Source organism: Acetobacterium sp. KB-1 (assembly GCF_003260995.1).
GTDB lineage: Bacteria > Bacillota > Clostridia > Eubacteriales > Eubacteriaceae > Acetobacterium > Acetobacterium carbinolicum.
The window spans coordinates 3,059,542-3,075,886 of sequence record NZ_CP030040.1 but is presented as its reverse complement, the minus strand read 5'-3'; the positions used below and the strand labels follow the sequence as shown (position 1 = coordinate 3,075,886).

Sequence of the window (16,345 nt, the reverse complement as noted above, 5' to 3'; positions counted from 1 at the left end):
ATGCCAGTCCGCTTTTTATCAGGCTTCCACCACCCCTAACTCGCTTTAAATGCGCCGCTGACTTTACTCCACCATCACAGGTTTTTTCTGAGTATAGCCTTTATTGATATCTTTGTCAAGACTGCAAGAGGTATTCGATCATAAAAACCCCCCAGGATCATTTGAAAAACCTGGAGGGTATCAATAGGGGTTTGATTTAACTTATATTGACTTTATCTTAACAGATTGACGCTGTCATCAATACCATTTGGATTCTTTGCCATAATACGAATTCAGGTACATTTCCCTGATTTCGCTCATGAGTGGATATCTGGCGTTGGCGCCAGTACATTGATCATCAAATGCTTCTTCACATTTCAAATCCAGATTACTTAAGAATTCCTGTTCATCGACACCAAATTCTTTAATCGATTTGGGAACGCCAATGCACGCTTTCAGTTCTTCCACTTTGGCAATCAGACTTTCAAACTTCTCCTGATCGTTTTTACCGGGAAGACCGAGATATGATGCCATTTCTGCATATTTTTTCATCGTTTTCGGATACTGATATTGGGAAAAAGCGCCCATTTTTTTAGGTGCCTCAGAGGCATTATATTTCATCACTTCGGTAATTAGCAAGGCATTGGCAAAGCCATGAGCGACATGGTGATGGGCACCCAGTTTATGCGCCATGGAGTGACAAACCCCTAAGAAGGCATTGGCAAAAGCAAGCCCGGCAATTGTTGACGCGTTGGCCATTTTTTCGCGGGCTTCAACATCATCCCGACCATACTGATAGGCTCTGGGCAGATAGTCAAATACCAGCTTAGCCGCTCTTAACGACAATGCTTCGGTATAGTCCGTTGCCAACATTGAAACATAGGATTCCAATGCATGGGTCAACACGTCAATTCCCGATGTCGCCGTCAGCCCTTTCGGTTGATCCATCATCATATCCGCATCACTGATTGCCATGGTCGGCAATAAAGAATAATCAGCGATGGAATATTTTGTCTGCGTTTTCTCATCGGTGATGATGGCAAAAGGGGTTACTTCCGATCCCGTCCCGGCGGTTGTTGCAATACAGACCATGATGGCTTTTTTGCCCATTTCCGGAAAACCATAGACGCGTTTTCTGATATCCATAAAACGCATGGCCAGATCGGCAAAATCGGCCTCTGGATGTTCATACATTATCCACATAATCTTCGCTGCATCCATGGCTGAACCGCCACCAATTGCAATAATCACATCCGGTTCAAACGCGGCCATCGCTGCTGCGCCCGCTTTGGCACATTCCAGGGTCGGATCGGGTGTCACATCAAAATAAGTATAATGTGAAATTCCCATTTCTTCCAATTGACTGGTGATATCTTTTGTAAAGCCACTTTTATACAAAAATGCATCTGTCACAATAAACGCCTTTTTTCGTTTGTAGACACATTGTAATTCCTGCAGCGCTACACTTGTGCATCCTTTTTTGAAATAAACCTTTTCCGGGGTTCTAAACCAAAGCATATTTTCCCGCCTTTCAGCCACTGTTTTTACATTCATCAATTCTTTGACGCCAACATTACCAGAAACAGAATTTCCGGCCCAGCTACCACAGCCCAGAGTTAAGGAAGGCAGTAGTTTAAAGTTGTAGAGATCGCCAATCCCACCATGTGATGAGGGTGTATTCACGAGGATCCGACTTGTTTTCATTCGTTCTTCAAACGTTTTTAACTTATCTGGTGCCTTAACTGTGTCAACATATAAAACCGATGTATGTCCAATCCCACCATCAACAACAAGTCTGTCAGCAATATTGACACTATCTTCAAAATCAACACTCTTATACACCGCCAGAATTGGTGATAATTTTTCGTGAGCAAAAGGTTCCTTGGTCACATCTAATTCGGTTACTTCACCTAAGAGCACTTTGGCATCCTCGGGACACTCAAAACCTGCCAATTTAGCAATTTGATAGGCTGAGCGACCAACAATCTGAGCGTTAATATTTCCCGCGGCATTAAGGATGATCTTTCTGACCATATCTTTTTCGTTTTCATCTAAAAGATAGCACCCGCGTTTTCTAAACTCCACAATACATTTTTCATAGATTTTTGCATCAATGACTACCGATTGCTCTGACGCACAGATGGTCCCGTTATCAAAAGTTTTGGAAAGAATAATTGAGTTCACGGCCATCAGCACATCGGCTGTACTGTCAATAATAGCAGGTGTATTGCCATTCCCAACGCCAATAGCCGGTTTCCCTGATGAATAAGCCGATTTTACAATTCCCGGTCCACCGGTAGCGAGTACCACGTCAGCCGCTTTCATAATTTCCATCGACAGTTCAACCGATGGCTCATCGATCCAGGCGATAATACCTTCTGGCGCTCCTGCAGCCACGGCGGCCTCTAAAACAATTCTGGCTGCTTCGATGGTACAATTCCGGGCTCCTGGATGGGGCGAAAAAATAATCCCGTTGCGCGTCTTTAGGGCAATGAGTGATTTAAAAATCGCCGTTGATGTCGGATTGGTTGTCGGTATAACCGCTGCAACAACACCCAGTGGTGCGATGATTGTTTTAATTCCAAAGGCCTGCGATTCTTCCAATACACCACAGGTTTGAGTATCTTTATAAGCATTATAGATATACTCAGAAGCAAAGTGATTTTTGATTACCTTATCTTCGACAAGACCCATCTTTGTTTCTTCAAATGCCATTTTAGCCAAATAGATCCGGTTTTTAGTTGCTGCTGTGGCAGCCGCCAGAAAAATGGCATCCACCTGTTCCTGAGTATAGGTAGCAAATAATCGTTGAGCAGCTTTCACTTCTTCTAATCGATGGTTAAGACTCTCAACGTTGTTGACAACATCTGGTCTTTGGATCACTGTCTTTGCTTTTTTTTTTCTAACATTTTTTTCCCCTTATTTATCACAATTAAGTTTTATTTTCACTAATAATTTCCATAATCCTTTTTCGAGCATCACTTTATCTGAAATTTTCTGTCACCTTGATGTGCTGACAATTTTTTGCAAGCACTCTTTGTTTGCTATGCATATTTTGGATGGCCACTCCAGAATATCCATGCTTTTTTACAATCACCGCCTTCTTTTTTGCCTTACAACCGATTACACGTGTAGTTTTTTATATTTTTACTGTTTTTAGCAAATTTCTCTCTTCGCTTGGGGCTAATACTAACACCATCTTTTTACTTTTACAACGAAAACCGTGTCCTCATCGCATATGCATTTAGTTGATATAGCATATCAAATTTGATATAATGCGTCATATATCGCTTGAAACCGCAATTTATTACGTTCATTTCCAACTTTTTCCAACTTCACCATTGCATTTAAAAAAAGCCACCGATTCACATCAGTGGCTTTTTTTATCCTGGCATCTTTAAAAATAACATCCATAGTCTCTTGTTTTTTCTCTTAGCAAGTCCAGAAATTCTTTTTCGCATTTTTTCTGAACATGATCCTCTTTAAAAATCATCATATCTTTCATATACTTTGCAAAGGCACCGCACCGCATTTGAACCAGTCCATATTTATCCAAAACTTCCTGGGGCATCGGGGAAACCCACATAAATGTATTGGGAATGGTACTAAGCAGTTCAAACTGACTCCCCCGCTCATACAGGTAAATAACCTTATCCTGGGAGCGCTCTTCCCGATCGTCCTCTGTCAAATCAACATAGTCGCCAGATGGCAAGCGATCATCACCATGGATAACTTCAATACAGTCTTTCAAATCATCATATGAGCGGATATGTTTATCGGCGATAACACTCTTTTTAGAGGTCAAAAGCAGATAGTCAAATTCTAAAATCATGCGATGCTGCAGTTTTTTGAGTTTCAGCAATGACAGATAATAACCTTCATGCAGCGAATTAAAGCGGATAATACCGATATCATATTGATAATCCAAGATATTTCGGATTGTTTTCATCGTGTTTGTTTCATAATAGTGAATCCGCAGCACGTTCTCTTCACTTAGTGAAGAGATGTATTCGGTAAACACTTCTGCAATATAATCAGCCCGGGGAACCGATATTTTTATATTAACCCCTTTGTCAGTCAGATCCGAATACTCAGTTTTTAGACTATTGACCTGATCCTGAATTTCTTTTGCATGGTTTAAAAACCGTTGCCCTTCCCGGGTTGTGACCACCCCTTTGGAGGTTCTCTGAAAAATGGTGATATCAAATTCTTTTTCCATCTCTTTTACGGCCCGGCTTAAATTCGATTGTGCTACAAAGAGCTTTTTAGCCGCCAAAGAGATGGAACCAAACTTATCAATTTCGATGATATATTGCAAATTCGTTAAATTCATCTACCCTTTACCTTTCCATCCAGTAAGTTACTAAACGTATTCGTTACCAAATTTAACACAATTACCTAAAAAAAGATATAAAAAAATAAATTAAGCATTTTAGATAAACTAAACCTCAACTTAAATTACCCTTTAAATTGATCTTATCAAGTGCAGATTACTAAGCCGTTATTTAATCACACCATTCTCCAAACAGACCGCCAGATTCATTTTCTTATCTCCCGCTGTTTCAAAATGAATACTGGCAATGGTGCCGTTTCGGGTCAGGATGGTACCCGGTCCAAAACGCTGATGAATTACTACCGTCCCCTTATTATAGCTGCTGAGATCGATTGTTAATTCCCTTGCCCTTCCAGTATGGTAATCCCGGTATTTTCCTGTCTGAATCCCAAATCCTTCTCGGGGTTTGGCCAGTGTCTCTTCGGGTCGGGATTTTTTTCTTGGCACCCCATCAATGAGATACGTTATAAATGGAGATGGTTTGATATCCTTCTCCCGGTGTTTAACACAGAGAAAAATCAGCTCCCGTTTGGCCCGGGTGGCGCCCACGTAAAAAAGCCGAACTTCTTCGGCGTAAGCCTTTTGATCCTCCGGCGCGTTGGATACATTAGGAATCTGCCCTTCGGTGGCGTCAATGATAAAAACCTTCTCAAATTCCAGGCCTTTGCTGGAATGAAGGGTGGACAGGGTTACCCGGGGTATTTTCGCTTTTTTTATCTGGGGTTCCTGAAGCTTTTCAGCCAGACTTTCCAACTTATCAAAAAATTCCACAAAATTAGGCACCCGGCCGCCGAGAATCTTCAGCACCGACAGCTTCTGTTCGATGTTTTCTTCAGATTGCCCGGAACTGATCCGAAAATTAAGATAAGACCGATACCCCAGCTCATCAAGAATCATCATGATACCTTTTTGTGGCGGCATTGTTCTCAGCTTTTTAAACCCGGCTTTGAGATCTTTAAGCCGCTTAACCAGCCAGGCCCGATCACCGCTTATCCGCATCAAAGCATCTAATGCCTTTTCTCCGCGCTTCATCAAAGTGCCGATCTGGCTGATGGTTTCGCGGGATATAGCGGCATCCATCTTATAGTAAACCTGGGTAAATAAATTTATATCCCCGGGATTACAGGCAAATTCATAAAAAAGGCGGATGTCCTTAATCAAAAAATGATTAAAAAACTGGGGACTATGCTCTTTAATATGATAAGCAATTCCCGCCCCATCGAGAAGATCAACCAGGGGAATGGCCGATTCATTATTACGGTAGAGCACTGCAATTTCCTTACCTTCCCGTTTGATCGCCTCGATAATCAAGCGGTACTGGGCTTCGCTGGATTTTACCCATTCCCGGGCAATCGGCACGCCGGTAAACTCACTGTTATCAGGAACGGACATTTCTTTTTGATACCGTTCATGATTTAACTTGATAAAGGCGTTGGCTTTCTCGACAATTTGTCGGGTACTACGGTAATTGGTTTCCATCAAGAGCACCTCCCCCTGAGGCCAGGTCTCTTTAAAGGCCAGCAGGGATTCCGGAAAGGCGCCCCGAAAACCGTAAATACTCTGATCCTCATCACCCACCATAAACAGGTTGCCTCTTTCCCCGGTTAACATCTCAATAATCTTAAACTGAATTTTTGAGGTATCCTGAGCTTCATCCAAATGAATATAGGGATACTTTTCCTGAAAAAAGGCCAGCATTTCCGGATATTTTTTAAGGAGTCCCCAGGCATATTTTAAGATATCATCAAAATCCATCAACTGTTCTTTGAGCTTATAACTTTCATAAGCTTCATAGATTTTCAGGAAATCCACCTCCAGGGTTGGCAGCCGATTGATTTCATCGGTAGTCAGCATCATGTTTTTGCAAAAACCAATCCGCTGGCAGATTTCTCCCAATTCAATTTCCCCGGGATGTTCTTTAAACAAATGCAAATACAGTTCCCGGATCACCGGGGTCGTATTACCCAGCACCGTATGAGCCCGGCGGTGATAATGCCGTTCATAGTGGCGGATTACTCCCAGGGCGAAACTATGGATCGTGCTAAAATGGAGGGCTTCGGCCTGAGTCTCCCCAAATAGTTTGATGTATCGCGCTTTAAGATCGCGGGCACCCATCCGGCTGAAGGTCAGAGTCAGGATCTGCCCTGGATCAATTTGCAATACCCTCAGCATATAAGCAATCCGACAGATAATTACAGTGGTTTTTCCACTTCCCGGCACGGCCAGCAGCAGACTCTGGCCCCGGGTGCGAATAACCGCTTTTTGCTGCTGCGGATTTAGTTTTATTTGATAGGATTCTTTAAAGGTTTCAAAATTTTTCATGCATTAATTATAGCCGAAATCTTCTTTTTTATCCAGTCTGTGCTATACTATAAAAAATTACGCCGTCATCGCTACGGCAAAAAGGAGATCGTCATGGCAAAAGCAATTATAATGAGTGGAATTTGTGGTTTTAAAACCGAGGTCTCAGCTGAAAAATCTGATGGATTCAATGTTCTTCTTGATATTCAAACCGACTGCCCGGCTTTTAGTGATTTAAATAATCAGTTGAAAGAGGTCGACAGCATGGCTTGTATCATGGACAAGGTTGGCGAAGGCCCCATTTATGAGGCCTGCCGCATTGATTGCAAACATAGCTCCTGTCCAATTCCCATGGGTATCGTAAAAGTGGTCGAAGTCGCTGCCGGTTTGGCACTGCCCAAAGATGTTACGGTGTCGTTGACAAAATAAATCCGTTTTTTATTTGGCCATCATCCCATTTGATTGCGCGGCTGGGCTTAGCTGTTGCAATGTGGTTTTTAAGCACGATTTACTACCAAAAAAAGACCCCCTTTATCAACAAAAGGGAGTCTTTTCTTTGTTTGTCTTAGACGCCGTAGTAGGTCTGGTCCATTACACCTTTTAGTTTCTCACGGGTCACTGCCACCGGGTTAGTGGTAGTACAGATATCAGCCATTGCCTTATCAAGCATTTCTTCCCGGGCACCCAGATAATCTGCTTCAGATACGCCTGACGCCTTCAGCGAAACCGGAATATTAAGTGAAGCGCTCAGAGCAACCACACTATTATACAGGGTTTCGGTCGCATTACCAGAGACATTTAAGATACCGGAGCCGCTTAACAGCCGGGCATATTGATGCTGGACCTTGTCATCCTGACCGTTAAATTTGATCACATAAGGTAAAACAATGGCATTGGCCAGTCCGTGGGGTAGATGGAACATCGCTCCGAAGGCATGAGCAATACTGTGGGTGATGCCCAGACCGGCACTGTTAAAGGCGATCCCGGCCATACAGGAGGCAATCTGCATGCTGCCTTTAGCTTCTAAATCCGAACCGTTGACATAACTGGGGTAGAGGCTTCTAAAGACCAGTTCCACGGCCTTATTGGCATAACAGCGGGCAAAGGGATTGTTATTTGTGGAAATAAAGGATTCAATGGCATGAGTCATAACATCCATTCCCGTGGCCGCCGTAGCCCCAGCCGGCACACTTTCAATGAGGATCGGATCAAGGATCGCTTCATCCGGCATCATCAGGATATCCGTTAAAGGAATTTTGGTATTTTTTTGTTTATCGGTGATAACGGCGTATTCCGTTACTTCCGATCCGGTTCCGGCCGTTGTCGGAATGGCAATAAAGGTCGGTTTATGAACATATCGGTCCTCAAAAAAGATCCGTTTGAAATTAACGCAATAAAAAATTATGGCTTTGGCCGCATCAATAACCGAACCGCCACCAATAGCAATCAGGGCATCCGGTTTGTTCATAATAATGTGCATCAGCCCTTTTTCCACAATTTCAGTGGAGGGATCAGACTCAATATCAGCAAAAATGTGGTAAGTAACGCCTTTTTCATCCAGTTCATCGGTTAATTTTTTTAACAAACCAAACTTAACCATTCCCTGGTCAGTGGCAATACAGACATTTTTAAAATTATGTTTCTCAATTTGTTTCAGGGAACCTTCCCCATAATAAATTGCTGGCTTTACTTGAAAAAATCGCATGGGTTTTTCCTCACATTCTTAATTTTAGCGATACCTCTTTCTACAAAAGTAGTATCCGATTCAAATAATGTTTGAACTTTTTTCATTATAGCAAGAATCCTTGTTTAAATATAGATTATCCCTAATTTTTATTCCATGATGACCATTAAGTATCCTAATTTTGCCGCAATGCAAAAAGTCTATTGGATACCAAACTTTGTCTGGCATTCAATAGACTTTTTTGTCGTGCACCCCACTTCGACTACCAACTTCCAAGCGTTACACAGGTAGTTAGCTCAAATCAGATGATCCTCCGGCACATAGAAGGTCTTACTTACCGCTGCTTCATTCCTGACCTGACGGGGTTCATAAGTTTCTATTGCGAAGGGTCCAACTCTCAACGCTACTTTCCTCTGGCTGACCTCAAACTTTGGCGCCTCGATGGGGAATTCAACCCTGCTACAGCGGATTGCAGGTTACAAAGCACCGCTAACTCTCCGTCTAGCACGACCTAGTTATTATAGCCTATTAATTTCTAATTGACAAGAAAAAATAAATTCTTTAAGAAAGGTGAAAAAGAGTAATAATTGGGTAAGTAATCATTAAGCCAAGTTTATCATTGGCTATCTTAATTTAAATTGGAGGGTTCAGTTTGTATAACATACTTTTAGGCGGAGCCGCCGGAGATGGCATTGAAACAATGTCTGGTCTTCTCGAAAAAATGCTGAAACAATCGGGTTGTCATGTTTTTACAATCCGTGATTTTATGTCCCGAGTAAGGGGTGGCCACAATTTTACTCAAATACGATTTGGCAACCAACCCCTTTACGCCCACCGGGATGCCTTGGATGGAATTTTTGCCATTGACGAAAAAACCTTTCAGGAACACCAGCCCCAACTTACCTATGATGGTTTTGTTTTATGTGACGAGTCTTTGCCCATTGACGATTTCCGGGCTATTAAATTACCACTTAAAGAAATCGCCAGCAAACTTGGCAATGCCAAAGTGATTAGCAGTGTGGCCATTGGTGCTCTGCTTAAACTCTTTAATATCCCCCTTGATCACAGCACCGAAATTATGAAGTCAAACCTCCGGGCCGACCTTGTTGAGATTAACATAAAGGCGATCCAAAGTGGCTATGATTTAGTGGACTCGAATTTCGGCTTTTCGGCGGCAGAAACGTCTAAACACCTGCTCCTCTCAGGAAATACCGCCATTGGATTAGGAGCTGTTGCTGGTGGAATAAAATTTTATTCCGCCTATCCCATGTCCCCATCAACTACCTTGCTGGACTTTTTTAATGCTGAGAGCACTAAAATGGCCATTGCCGTGGAACAGGCCGAGGACGAAATAGCCGCCATCAACATGGCCATTGGCGCTTCCTATGCTGGTGCTACTGCCATGACTGGCACCTCTGGCGGGGGGTTTTCACTGATGGTAGAAGCCTTGGGCTTTACTGGCATTGCCGAAATTCCCCTGGTGGCTGTGGATGTCCAGCGCCCCGGACCAGCCACCGGCTTTCCCACCCGAACCGAACAAAGCGATCTGAAATTTGTCATCTCAGCGTCACAGGGAGAATTCCCCCGGATGGTCATTGCTCTGCGTGATCACGCTGATTGCTTCTATCAGACGGCTCGGAGTCTGGCACTGGCAAAAAAACACCAAATCCCGGTGATCCTTTTAAGTGACCAATACCTGGCTGATGCAACCACCACCGTCCCCATTTTCGATGCCAGTGAAGTTGTCCGTTTCAACGAAACAAAACCACCAACCGCAACGCCAGATCAGCCCTACCAACGCTATGCCCTTACTGAAAACGGCATTTCACCATTGGCCTTTCCCGGAAAACCCGAAGCTCTGGTGCGGGTTGACAGCGATGAACATGATGAGTGGGGTCAGATTACCGAATCCGCCAGTATCCGCAATCAAATGGTAGAAAAGCGAATGAACAAACTCGAAGGGTTAAAAAAAGAGCTGATCGAACCGGAGTTCTGGGGAGCGCATCAATGTCAATCGCTACTGGTTGGCTTCGGCTCCACCAGTGGTGCGATCAAAGAAGCGGTTGACATTCTCAATCAAGAACAAAAAAATTACGGGGCTCTCCTTTTCGGGGATATCTACCCGCTGCCAACCGAACGGCTTCGCCATTTTTCCGATCAAGTGATCGAGATAATCAACGTCGAACAAAATGCCACCGGCCAGCTGGCTGCGCTAATCCGCGAGGAAACCTTAATCAGCTGCGAACATAGCATTCTCAAATATGATGGCCGTCAATTATCGGTGGACGATATTTTAACCGGCATTAAAAATCTTAAGGGAGGTTTCTAATATGAACAAACAAGCATTCACCACCTATGAAACGGCCTGGTGCCCAGGCTGCGGCAATTTCGCTATTATTGAAACCCTCACTGGGGTTTTAAACCAGATGGAAACGCTACCGCATCAAGTTGTCCTGGTGGGCGGCATTGGCCAGGCCGCCAAAACAAACCAATACATCACCGCCAACGGCTTCAGTGGTCTCCATGGCCGTGCCCTGCCAGCTGCGGTTGCCATTAAAATTGTCAACGATGACCTGACTGTAATTGTCAATACCGGTGATGGTGATTCCTATGGAGAGGGGGGGAATCACTTTCTCCACAATATCCGCCGTAATGTCGACATCACCCATTTTGTTCACGACAACCAGATCTATGGTCTGACTAAGGGCCAACCCTCACCCACCTCGGATCCCTGTGACCTCGCCCATAAAACCAGCGCCTGCAATCTGGGCGCTACCTTTAATCCCCTGTTGATCGCCATTGCCGCTGGTGCTACCTTTGTGGCACGTTCTTTTTCCGGCGACAAGAAACATTTAGCTCAGATCATGGAAGCAGCCATCAGACATCCCGGCTACGCCCTGGTGGATATCCTCCAGCCCTGCGTCAGCTTTAACAAGAAAAACACCTTTGCTTACTATAAACAGCGGGTTAAACCGCTGGACGATACCTATGATGCAACCAATAAACTGGCCGCCATCGAAAAAGCCATGGAATTTGGCGATACCATCCCCATTGGTATCCTCTACCAAGAGCAAGCGCCGTCCTATGCCGCTAAGCGGCCGGAACTCTTCGATGCCGTTCCCATTGTTAATAAGCAGGTTAACTTAGGCGAAGTCCAGACTTTAATCAATAGCTATATCTAATCGACACTAAAAAGAAACATGGATTCAGAATTGTTTTATCAGTGTGGTGATGGCGCGGTTTTGCTACCCGTTTTCTCAGTACACTTCTGACTTGATCCGGCTTTATTGCCGACTTTTAGTCCCCGGGTATTTAGGTTTAAATCGACCAATCCCGGGGCCTTTGACCGAAAACGTCAAAAATTTTTTATTAGAGTTTTTACCTTAATCTTTATAAAAACTTAAAATTCAGCCTTTTAATTTCTTTGTTTTCAGTTGTGATATAATGAATAAAACATTTAAGCAAAAGGATGATTCATGAACGATAATAAACTTGACTTATTGCGCTTTCTCGCCAAAAACGGTGATCAAAACGCCATGCTGGAATTGGCTGATTACTATTATTTTAAAACTAACAAACAAGATCTCTCCCCTGAATTATTTCAGCTGGTTAAGGACTATTATTACCGACTGGCCGAACAGGGCAATGACCACGCCATGGCAACTCTGGGCTGTCTGTACTATGAGGGGGTTCGTCTGCCCCAGGATTTTAAACTGGCTAAATACTGGTTTGAAAAGGCCGCAGCGCAAAACAATCTGCTGGCTATCAATTATCTGGGTTACTGCCATTATTATGGCCGGGATATCCCCGTCGACTATGAAACAGCCTATTCTAATTTTGCCAGGGCAGCCCAAATGGGCCATCATAATGGCATGTATAAGCTTGGCGATATGTACTACAATGGCCATTTTGTGGCCAAAGACCCAGCAATTGCCTTTTTTTGGTTCAACGAAGCTGAACAGGCCACTGATCAAAGCAGTTCGGAGTATCCAAACATTGCTTATCGTATCGGCCACTGTTTGCTTTTTGGCCAGGGCGTTCCCAAAAACTTATTGCAGGCCCTTTCCTGGCTTCACAAAGCAGAACTGGGCTGCTATCAGTTAATCCGAAACGGAGATGCCTATGCTGGCCTTACCCTGATCCGGGTTCATGAGGATCTGGAGCTTTTGCGCCATGAGCTGGATGCAGAAGATTCATATCGTCACGCTGATCTGGGGAATCACAATCCGCTGAATACCCCTTAATCATGCTAAGTAACCCTGATCCGATAAACAATCTAATCCAATGCTACTGTAACAAAATGGAGGTAACCTGATGCAAAGAGTCGTTAAAATTTTTAAAACCGTTCCTTATCGCAGTTCCCAGATGGTAATGAAGCAGGTTGTCCAGATGCTGCCCCTGCCCATTCCCCCAGTTCTTCAAGGCCCCGGGATGGTCCGCCGTTTTCCGGAAATTATCACGATTTCCGGGGTGACCAAAGTTCTGGTGGTCACCGATAAACCCCTTTATTCAATGGGTTTACTGGATTCTTTTTTATGTGCCCTGGAAACCAACGGCATCGACGCCATTGTTTTTGACAAGGTTCAACCCAACCCCACCTTTGAAAATGTCGAGGATGGTCTGGCCCTGTATTACAGCAGCAATTGCCAGGGGGTGGTGGCCTTCGGCGGGGGCTCCCCGATTGACTGCGCCAAAATCATAGCAGCCAAGGTCACCAACCGCAAAAGCATCCCAAAAATGCGCGGACTTTTTAAACTGACTCACCGATTACCGCCGTTTTTTGCCGTCCCCACCACCTCTGGAACCGGTTCTGAGGCAACCATCTGCGCCGTGATCACCGATGTTAAAAACCACGAAAAATTTGCCATCAATGATCCTAAGCTGGTGCCCCTGGCCACTGTATTTGATCCCGAGCTCACGGTGGGACTGCCGCCTTCTCTGACCGCCACAACCGGAATGGATGCCCTCACCCATGCGGTAGAAGCTTATATCGGGAAATACGATACTGCTTTTGTCAAAGAAAAAGCCCTGAATGCCACTGATATTATTATTAACAATCTGGAAGACACCTATCACAATGGCCGGAACCTTGACCTCCGGTTAAAAATGGCGCAGGCTTCCTTTGATGGCGGACTGGCTTTCACCCGCGCCTATGTCGGTTATGTCCATGCCATCGCCCATGCCATGGGCGGCTATTACGGCGTTCCCCACGGTTTGGCCAATGCCATTATCCTGCCTTATATCCTTGAATTTTCTAAAAAGGCGGCTGAGAAAAAACTGGCCGAGCTGGCTTTTTATGCTGGTCTGGGTGAAGCCATGAATGACGACAAAACCCTGGCGACTCTCTTTATTGAAAAAATCAAATCGATGAACGCCAATATGGGTATTCCCACCACTATTTATGCCCTGAAACAACATGACATTCCGGAACTGGCTAAACGAATTCTTAGAGAAGGAAATCCAACCTACCCGGTTCCCCGGATTATGGATTATCGTGAATGCTGTGAAATCCTGATTATGCTTTGTCCCAAAACAACTCCCGAGGCTTAAGTGAGGGTGCAGGTCTATCCCCCACCGTTTGCCAACCTGACCGATCTGGACGAGGATGGCATGATGGTGCTGTCCCCCGGAGCTCGGCTGTCCACTGTTTACCGGCGGCTAAAAATCCCCCTGGTGTTACAGCCGCTTTTGATCTGCCATGTGAACTACCAGCGCGTGAAATTAAGTACCCAGTTAAAAGATGGAGATGTTATCAGTTTTATGCTCCCCCTTGCTGGAGGATGAGAGGTAATTTTTTTGAAAGGTTATTGCGGAAAAATACTGATGGTGGATCTTTCAGACTCCACCTTTTGCGAAATTAAAATCCCTGATATGATTTACGAACATTTTCTTTCCGGAGTCGGCCTGGGCGCCTATATCCTATATAAATATCTGCCCCAAGGGGCTGATCCTTTGGGTCCAGATAACATCCTCGGTTTTGTCAGCGGCCTTCTCACCGGCACCGGCAGTTTTATGACCGGACGCTGGTTGGCCGTCTGCAAATCGCCCCTTACCGGCGGCTTCGGTGACGCTAATTGCGGCGGCACCTTTTCTCCGGCGATCAAGCAAAGCGGTTATGACGGCATCTTTTTTAAGGGTCAGGCTCAAACACCCAAAATGCTCTTTATCGATAATACCGGTCCACAGCTCCTTGATGCTGCTGATCTCTGGGGATTGGACACGGTCGAAACTGAGGCCGCCATTAATCAGAAGATCACTGCTAATAAAAAGTTGTCTATTGCCACCATCGGGCCAGCGGGTGAGCACCAGTCGCTGATCGCCGGGATTTCCAACGATGGCGGCCGGATGGCCGCACGATCTGGAGTCGGCACCGTGATGGGATCAAAAAAACTAAAAGCCGTGGTTTTAGCCGGTTCAAAAATGATTCGTTCCCAAGACTCTGAGGCTATCAAAGCCATCAGTCAGGATTATGCCAAAAAAGTCAAGGCTTCCAATCTTCCCGCAATAGCTACCGGGGCAATGCTGCCGATCATGGGAAAATCGATGGTCGCTACCGATAAGGCCATCCCCATCGATGGCATGTTATCCACGGCCATCATCAAAAAATGGGGCACTGGCTTTACCAACACCATGGGGATGACCATGGGCGATACCCCGGTCAAAAACTGGAAGGGTTCGGTGGCCGATTTTCCCTATCGCAAGTATCGTCATCTGAATCCTGACCACATCCAAAAGCATGAAATAAAGAAGTATCACTGCTATTCCTGCGTGATTGGTTGCGGTGGGGTCTGTGATATCAGTGGGATCTCAAAAGGCCGTTTTCTCCATACCCATAAACCGGAGTACGAAACTGTGGCGGCCTTTGGTTCACTGCTTTTGAATCAGGACCGGGATTCCCTTTTTATGATCAACGAACTCCTCAACCGGGGCGGAATGGACAGTATTTCAGCGGGAAATACCATCGCCTTTGCCATGGAATGTTACGAAAAAGGCTGGTTAAGTCAGGAAGTCACCGGTGGACTGGATCTCACCTGGGGCAATGCCCCAGCTATCATCACCCTGGTTGAACAAATGATTGCCGGAGTTGGCTTTGGCGCCATTCTCCAACACGGTGTTAAAAAAGCCAGCGAAATCCTGGGTATTGAATCCGCACCCCTGGCGATCCACGCCGGTGGACAGGAACCGGGCATGCACGACCCCCGGATGGATCCGATCCTCGGCATCCACTATAGCTGCGACCCAACTCCCGGCCGCCACACCATTGGCGCCGGCAGTTATTACACCTACATGCGAATTTGGGAGGATGTGACCTGGGCCCCCAAAGTAAAACTAGGCGAAGATAAAAACGATGAATATGAAGCGACCACTCAGGTTGGCCTGAAATCAATGATTAATGCCTGCACCAAACAGATTCTTGATGGCTCCGGCGGCTGTTTTTTTGCCCTGGTCAGCGGACTGAATCACTTTAAGATTTTTGACTACCTCAACGCTGCCACCGGCTGGCAGAAAACCCCTAATGAATACATGACCATCGGTCTACGGATGCAAACCCTGCGCCAGGCCTTTAATGTCCGGGAAGGGATCAATCCCCGAGATTTTAAAATGAATGAACGGCTCAGCGGCAACCCGCCCTTAGCCGCTGGCCCCCTGAAAGGGAAACATTTTGATATCGATGAGATGATGGGTGTTCACTACCAGTTTATGGGCTGGGACAAAAAAACCGGTATCCCCACCAAAACTGCCCTAGAGGATCTGGGCTTCTGTGATCTGGAAATGGAGGGCTTCATCCATGGCTGATAAGAAAAAACCCATCTTCGATTATGAGCGTTGCATGGCCTGCGGTATCTGCTCCGGTGACTGCCCCTTAAGCTGCATCGCCCTGCGTAAAACCGATATCGACAGCTACCAGAAAGCCTACCCGGTGCTCGATGAATACTATCGCTGCACCGGCTGCACCCGCTGCGCCAAAGCCTGCCCGGTAGAAGCGATCCGGATGATGTAACTAAAAAAGATGCTGATTGATTTTACATCATCCAGCATCTTTTTTT

12 protein-coding genes and 1 other RNA gene are annotated in these 16,345 nt (G+C 45.3%); 8 read left to right on the top strand and 5 right to left on the bottom strand.

Annotated features, from left to right (window positions below):
* Window positions 1-237 precede the first annotated feature (237 nt).
* From adhE to DOZ58_RS14205, 3 genes are all read right to left on the bottom strand, one after another.
* Entirely contained in the window at window positions 238-2,862 is a 2,625-nt protein-coding gene (gene adhE / locus DOZ58_RS14215; protein ID WP_111888893.1) for a bifunctional acetaldehyde-CoA/alcohol dehydrogenase, read from the bottom strand.
* 514 nt (window positions 2,863-3,376) lie between these two features.
* The gene (locus DOZ58_RS14210; RefSeq protein WP_111888892.1) at window positions 3,377-4,312 is read right to left on the bottom strand and encodes a LysR family transcriptional regulator; all 936 of its coding nucleotides are present in this window, start codon (window positions 4,310-4,312) and stop codon (window positions 3,377-3,379) included.
* 168 nt (window positions 4,313-4,480) lie between these two features.
* Complete coding sequence (locus DOZ58_RS14205; protein ID WP_111888891.1) at window positions 4,481-6,634, bottom strand: ATP-dependent helicase; 2,154 nt, start codon at window positions 6,632-6,634, stop codon at window positions 4,481-4,483.
* Between the two features lie 93 nt (window positions 6,635-6,727).
* On the opposite strand from DOZ58_RS14205, the gene DOZ58_RS14200 reads away from it, so the two are divergent.
* Window positions 6,728-7,042, top strand: a complete 315-nt coding sequence (locus DOZ58_RS14200) for a hypothetical protein (protein ID WP_111888890.1) — start codon at window positions 6,728-6,730, stop codon at window positions 7,040-7,042.
* A 136-nt stretch (window positions 7,043-7,178) separates the two neighbouring features.
* On the opposite strand, the gene DOZ58_RS14195 is transcribed toward DOZ58_RS14200, so the two are convergent.
* Window positions 7,179-8,318: a 1-propanol dehydrogenase PduQ gene (locus DOZ58_RS14195; protein WP_111888889.1), complete on the bottom strand. Its 1,140-nt coding sequence runs from the start codon at window positions 8,316-8,318 to the stop codon at window positions 7,179-7,181.
* Between the two features lie 223 nt (window positions 8,319-8,541).
* An RNA gene (gene ffs, locus DOZ58_RS14190) (signal recognition particle sRNA large type) lies at window positions 8,542-8,807 on the bottom strand.
* Window positions 8,808-8,949: 142 nt separating this feature from the next.
* Here ffs and DOZ58_RS14185 point away from each other — a divergent pair.
* The 7 genes from DOZ58_RS14185 to DOZ58_RS14155 all read left to right on the top strand — a co-directional run bounded on the left by DOZ58_RS14185 (window position 8,950) and on the right by DOZ58_RS14155 (window position 16,299).
* Window positions 8,950-10,626, top strand: coding sequence for a 2-oxoacid:acceptor oxidoreductase subunit alpha (locus DOZ58_RS14185; RefSeq protein WP_111888888.1), 1,677 nt, complete (start codon window positions 8,950-8,952; stop codon window positions 10,624-10,626).
* Window position 10,627: 1 nt separating this feature from the next.
* Entirely contained in the window at window positions 10,628-11,479 is an 852-nt protein-coding gene (locus tag DOZ58_RS14180) for a 2-oxoacid:ferredoxin oxidoreductase subunit beta (protein WP_111888887.1), read from the top strand.
* 294 nt (window positions 11,480-11,773) lie between these two features.
* Complete coding sequence (locus DOZ58_RS14175) at window positions 11,774-12,541, top strand: tetratricopeptide repeat protein (RefSeq protein ID WP_111888886.1); 768 nt, start codon at window positions 11,774-11,776, stop codon at window positions 12,539-12,541.
* 70 nt (window positions 12,542-12,611) lie between these two features.
* On the top strand, window positions 12,612-13,847 hold the full coding sequence (locus tag DOZ58_RS14170; RefSeq protein ID WP_111888885.1) for an iron-containing alcohol dehydrogenase: 1,236 nt from the start codon (window positions 12,612-12,614) through the stop codon (window positions 13,845-13,847).
* 6 nt (window positions 13,848-13,853) lie between these two features.
* A complete protein-coding gene (locus DOZ58_RS14165) occupies window positions 13,854-14,081 on the top strand; it encodes a MoaD/ThiS family protein (RefSeq protein ID WP_162624532.1) in 228 nt (75 codons plus the stop codon).
* 12 nt (window positions 14,082-14,093) lie between these two features.
* The gene (locus DOZ58_RS14160) at window positions 14,094-16,094 is read left to right on the top strand and encodes an aldehyde ferredoxin oxidoreductase family protein (RefSeq protein WP_111888883.1); all 2,001 of its coding nucleotides are present in this window, start codon (window positions 14,094-14,096) and stop codon (window positions 16,092-16,094) included.
* On the top strand, window positions 16,060-16,299 hold the full coding sequence (locus DOZ58_RS14155; protein ID WP_162624531.1) for a 4Fe-4S binding protein: 240 nt from the start codon (window positions 16,060-16,062) through the stop codon (window positions 16,297-16,299). The genes DOZ58_RS14160 and DOZ58_RS14155 overlap by 35 nt, the downstream gene beginning before the upstream one ends.
* Window positions 16,300-16,345: the final 46 nt, after the last annotated feature.

Bases quoted from the DNA above. Each gene is read 5' to 3' on its own strand.
- DOZ58_RS14170 (WP_111888885.1), top strand. From the start codon at position 12,612: ATGCAAAGAGTCGTTAAAATTTTTAAAACCGTTCCTTATCGCAGTTCC.
- DOZ58_RS14195 (WP_111888889.1), bottom strand. From the start codon at position 8,318: ATGCGATTTTTTCAAGTAAAGCCAGCAATTTATTATGGGGAAGGTTCC.
- DOZ58_RS14175 (WP_111888886.1), top strand. From the start codon at position 11,774: ATGAACGATAATAAACTTGACTTATTGCGCTTTCTCGCCAAAAACGGT.
- DOZ58_RS14210 (WP_111888892.1), bottom strand. From the start codon at position 4,312: ATGAATTTAACGAATTTGCAATATATCATCGAAATTGATAAGTTTGGT.
- DOZ58_RS14200 (WP_111888890.1), top strand. From the start codon at position 6,728: ATGGCAAAAGCAATTATAATGAGTGGAATTTGTGGTTTTAAAACCGAG.
- DOZ58_RS14180 (WP_111888887.1), top strand. From the start codon at position 10,628: ATGAACAAACAAGCATTCACCACCTATGAAACGGCCTGGTGCCCAGGC.
- DOZ58_RS14205 (WP_111888891.1), bottom strand. From the start codon at position 6,634: ATGAAAAATTTTGAAACCTTTAAAGAATCCTATCAAATAAAACTAAAT.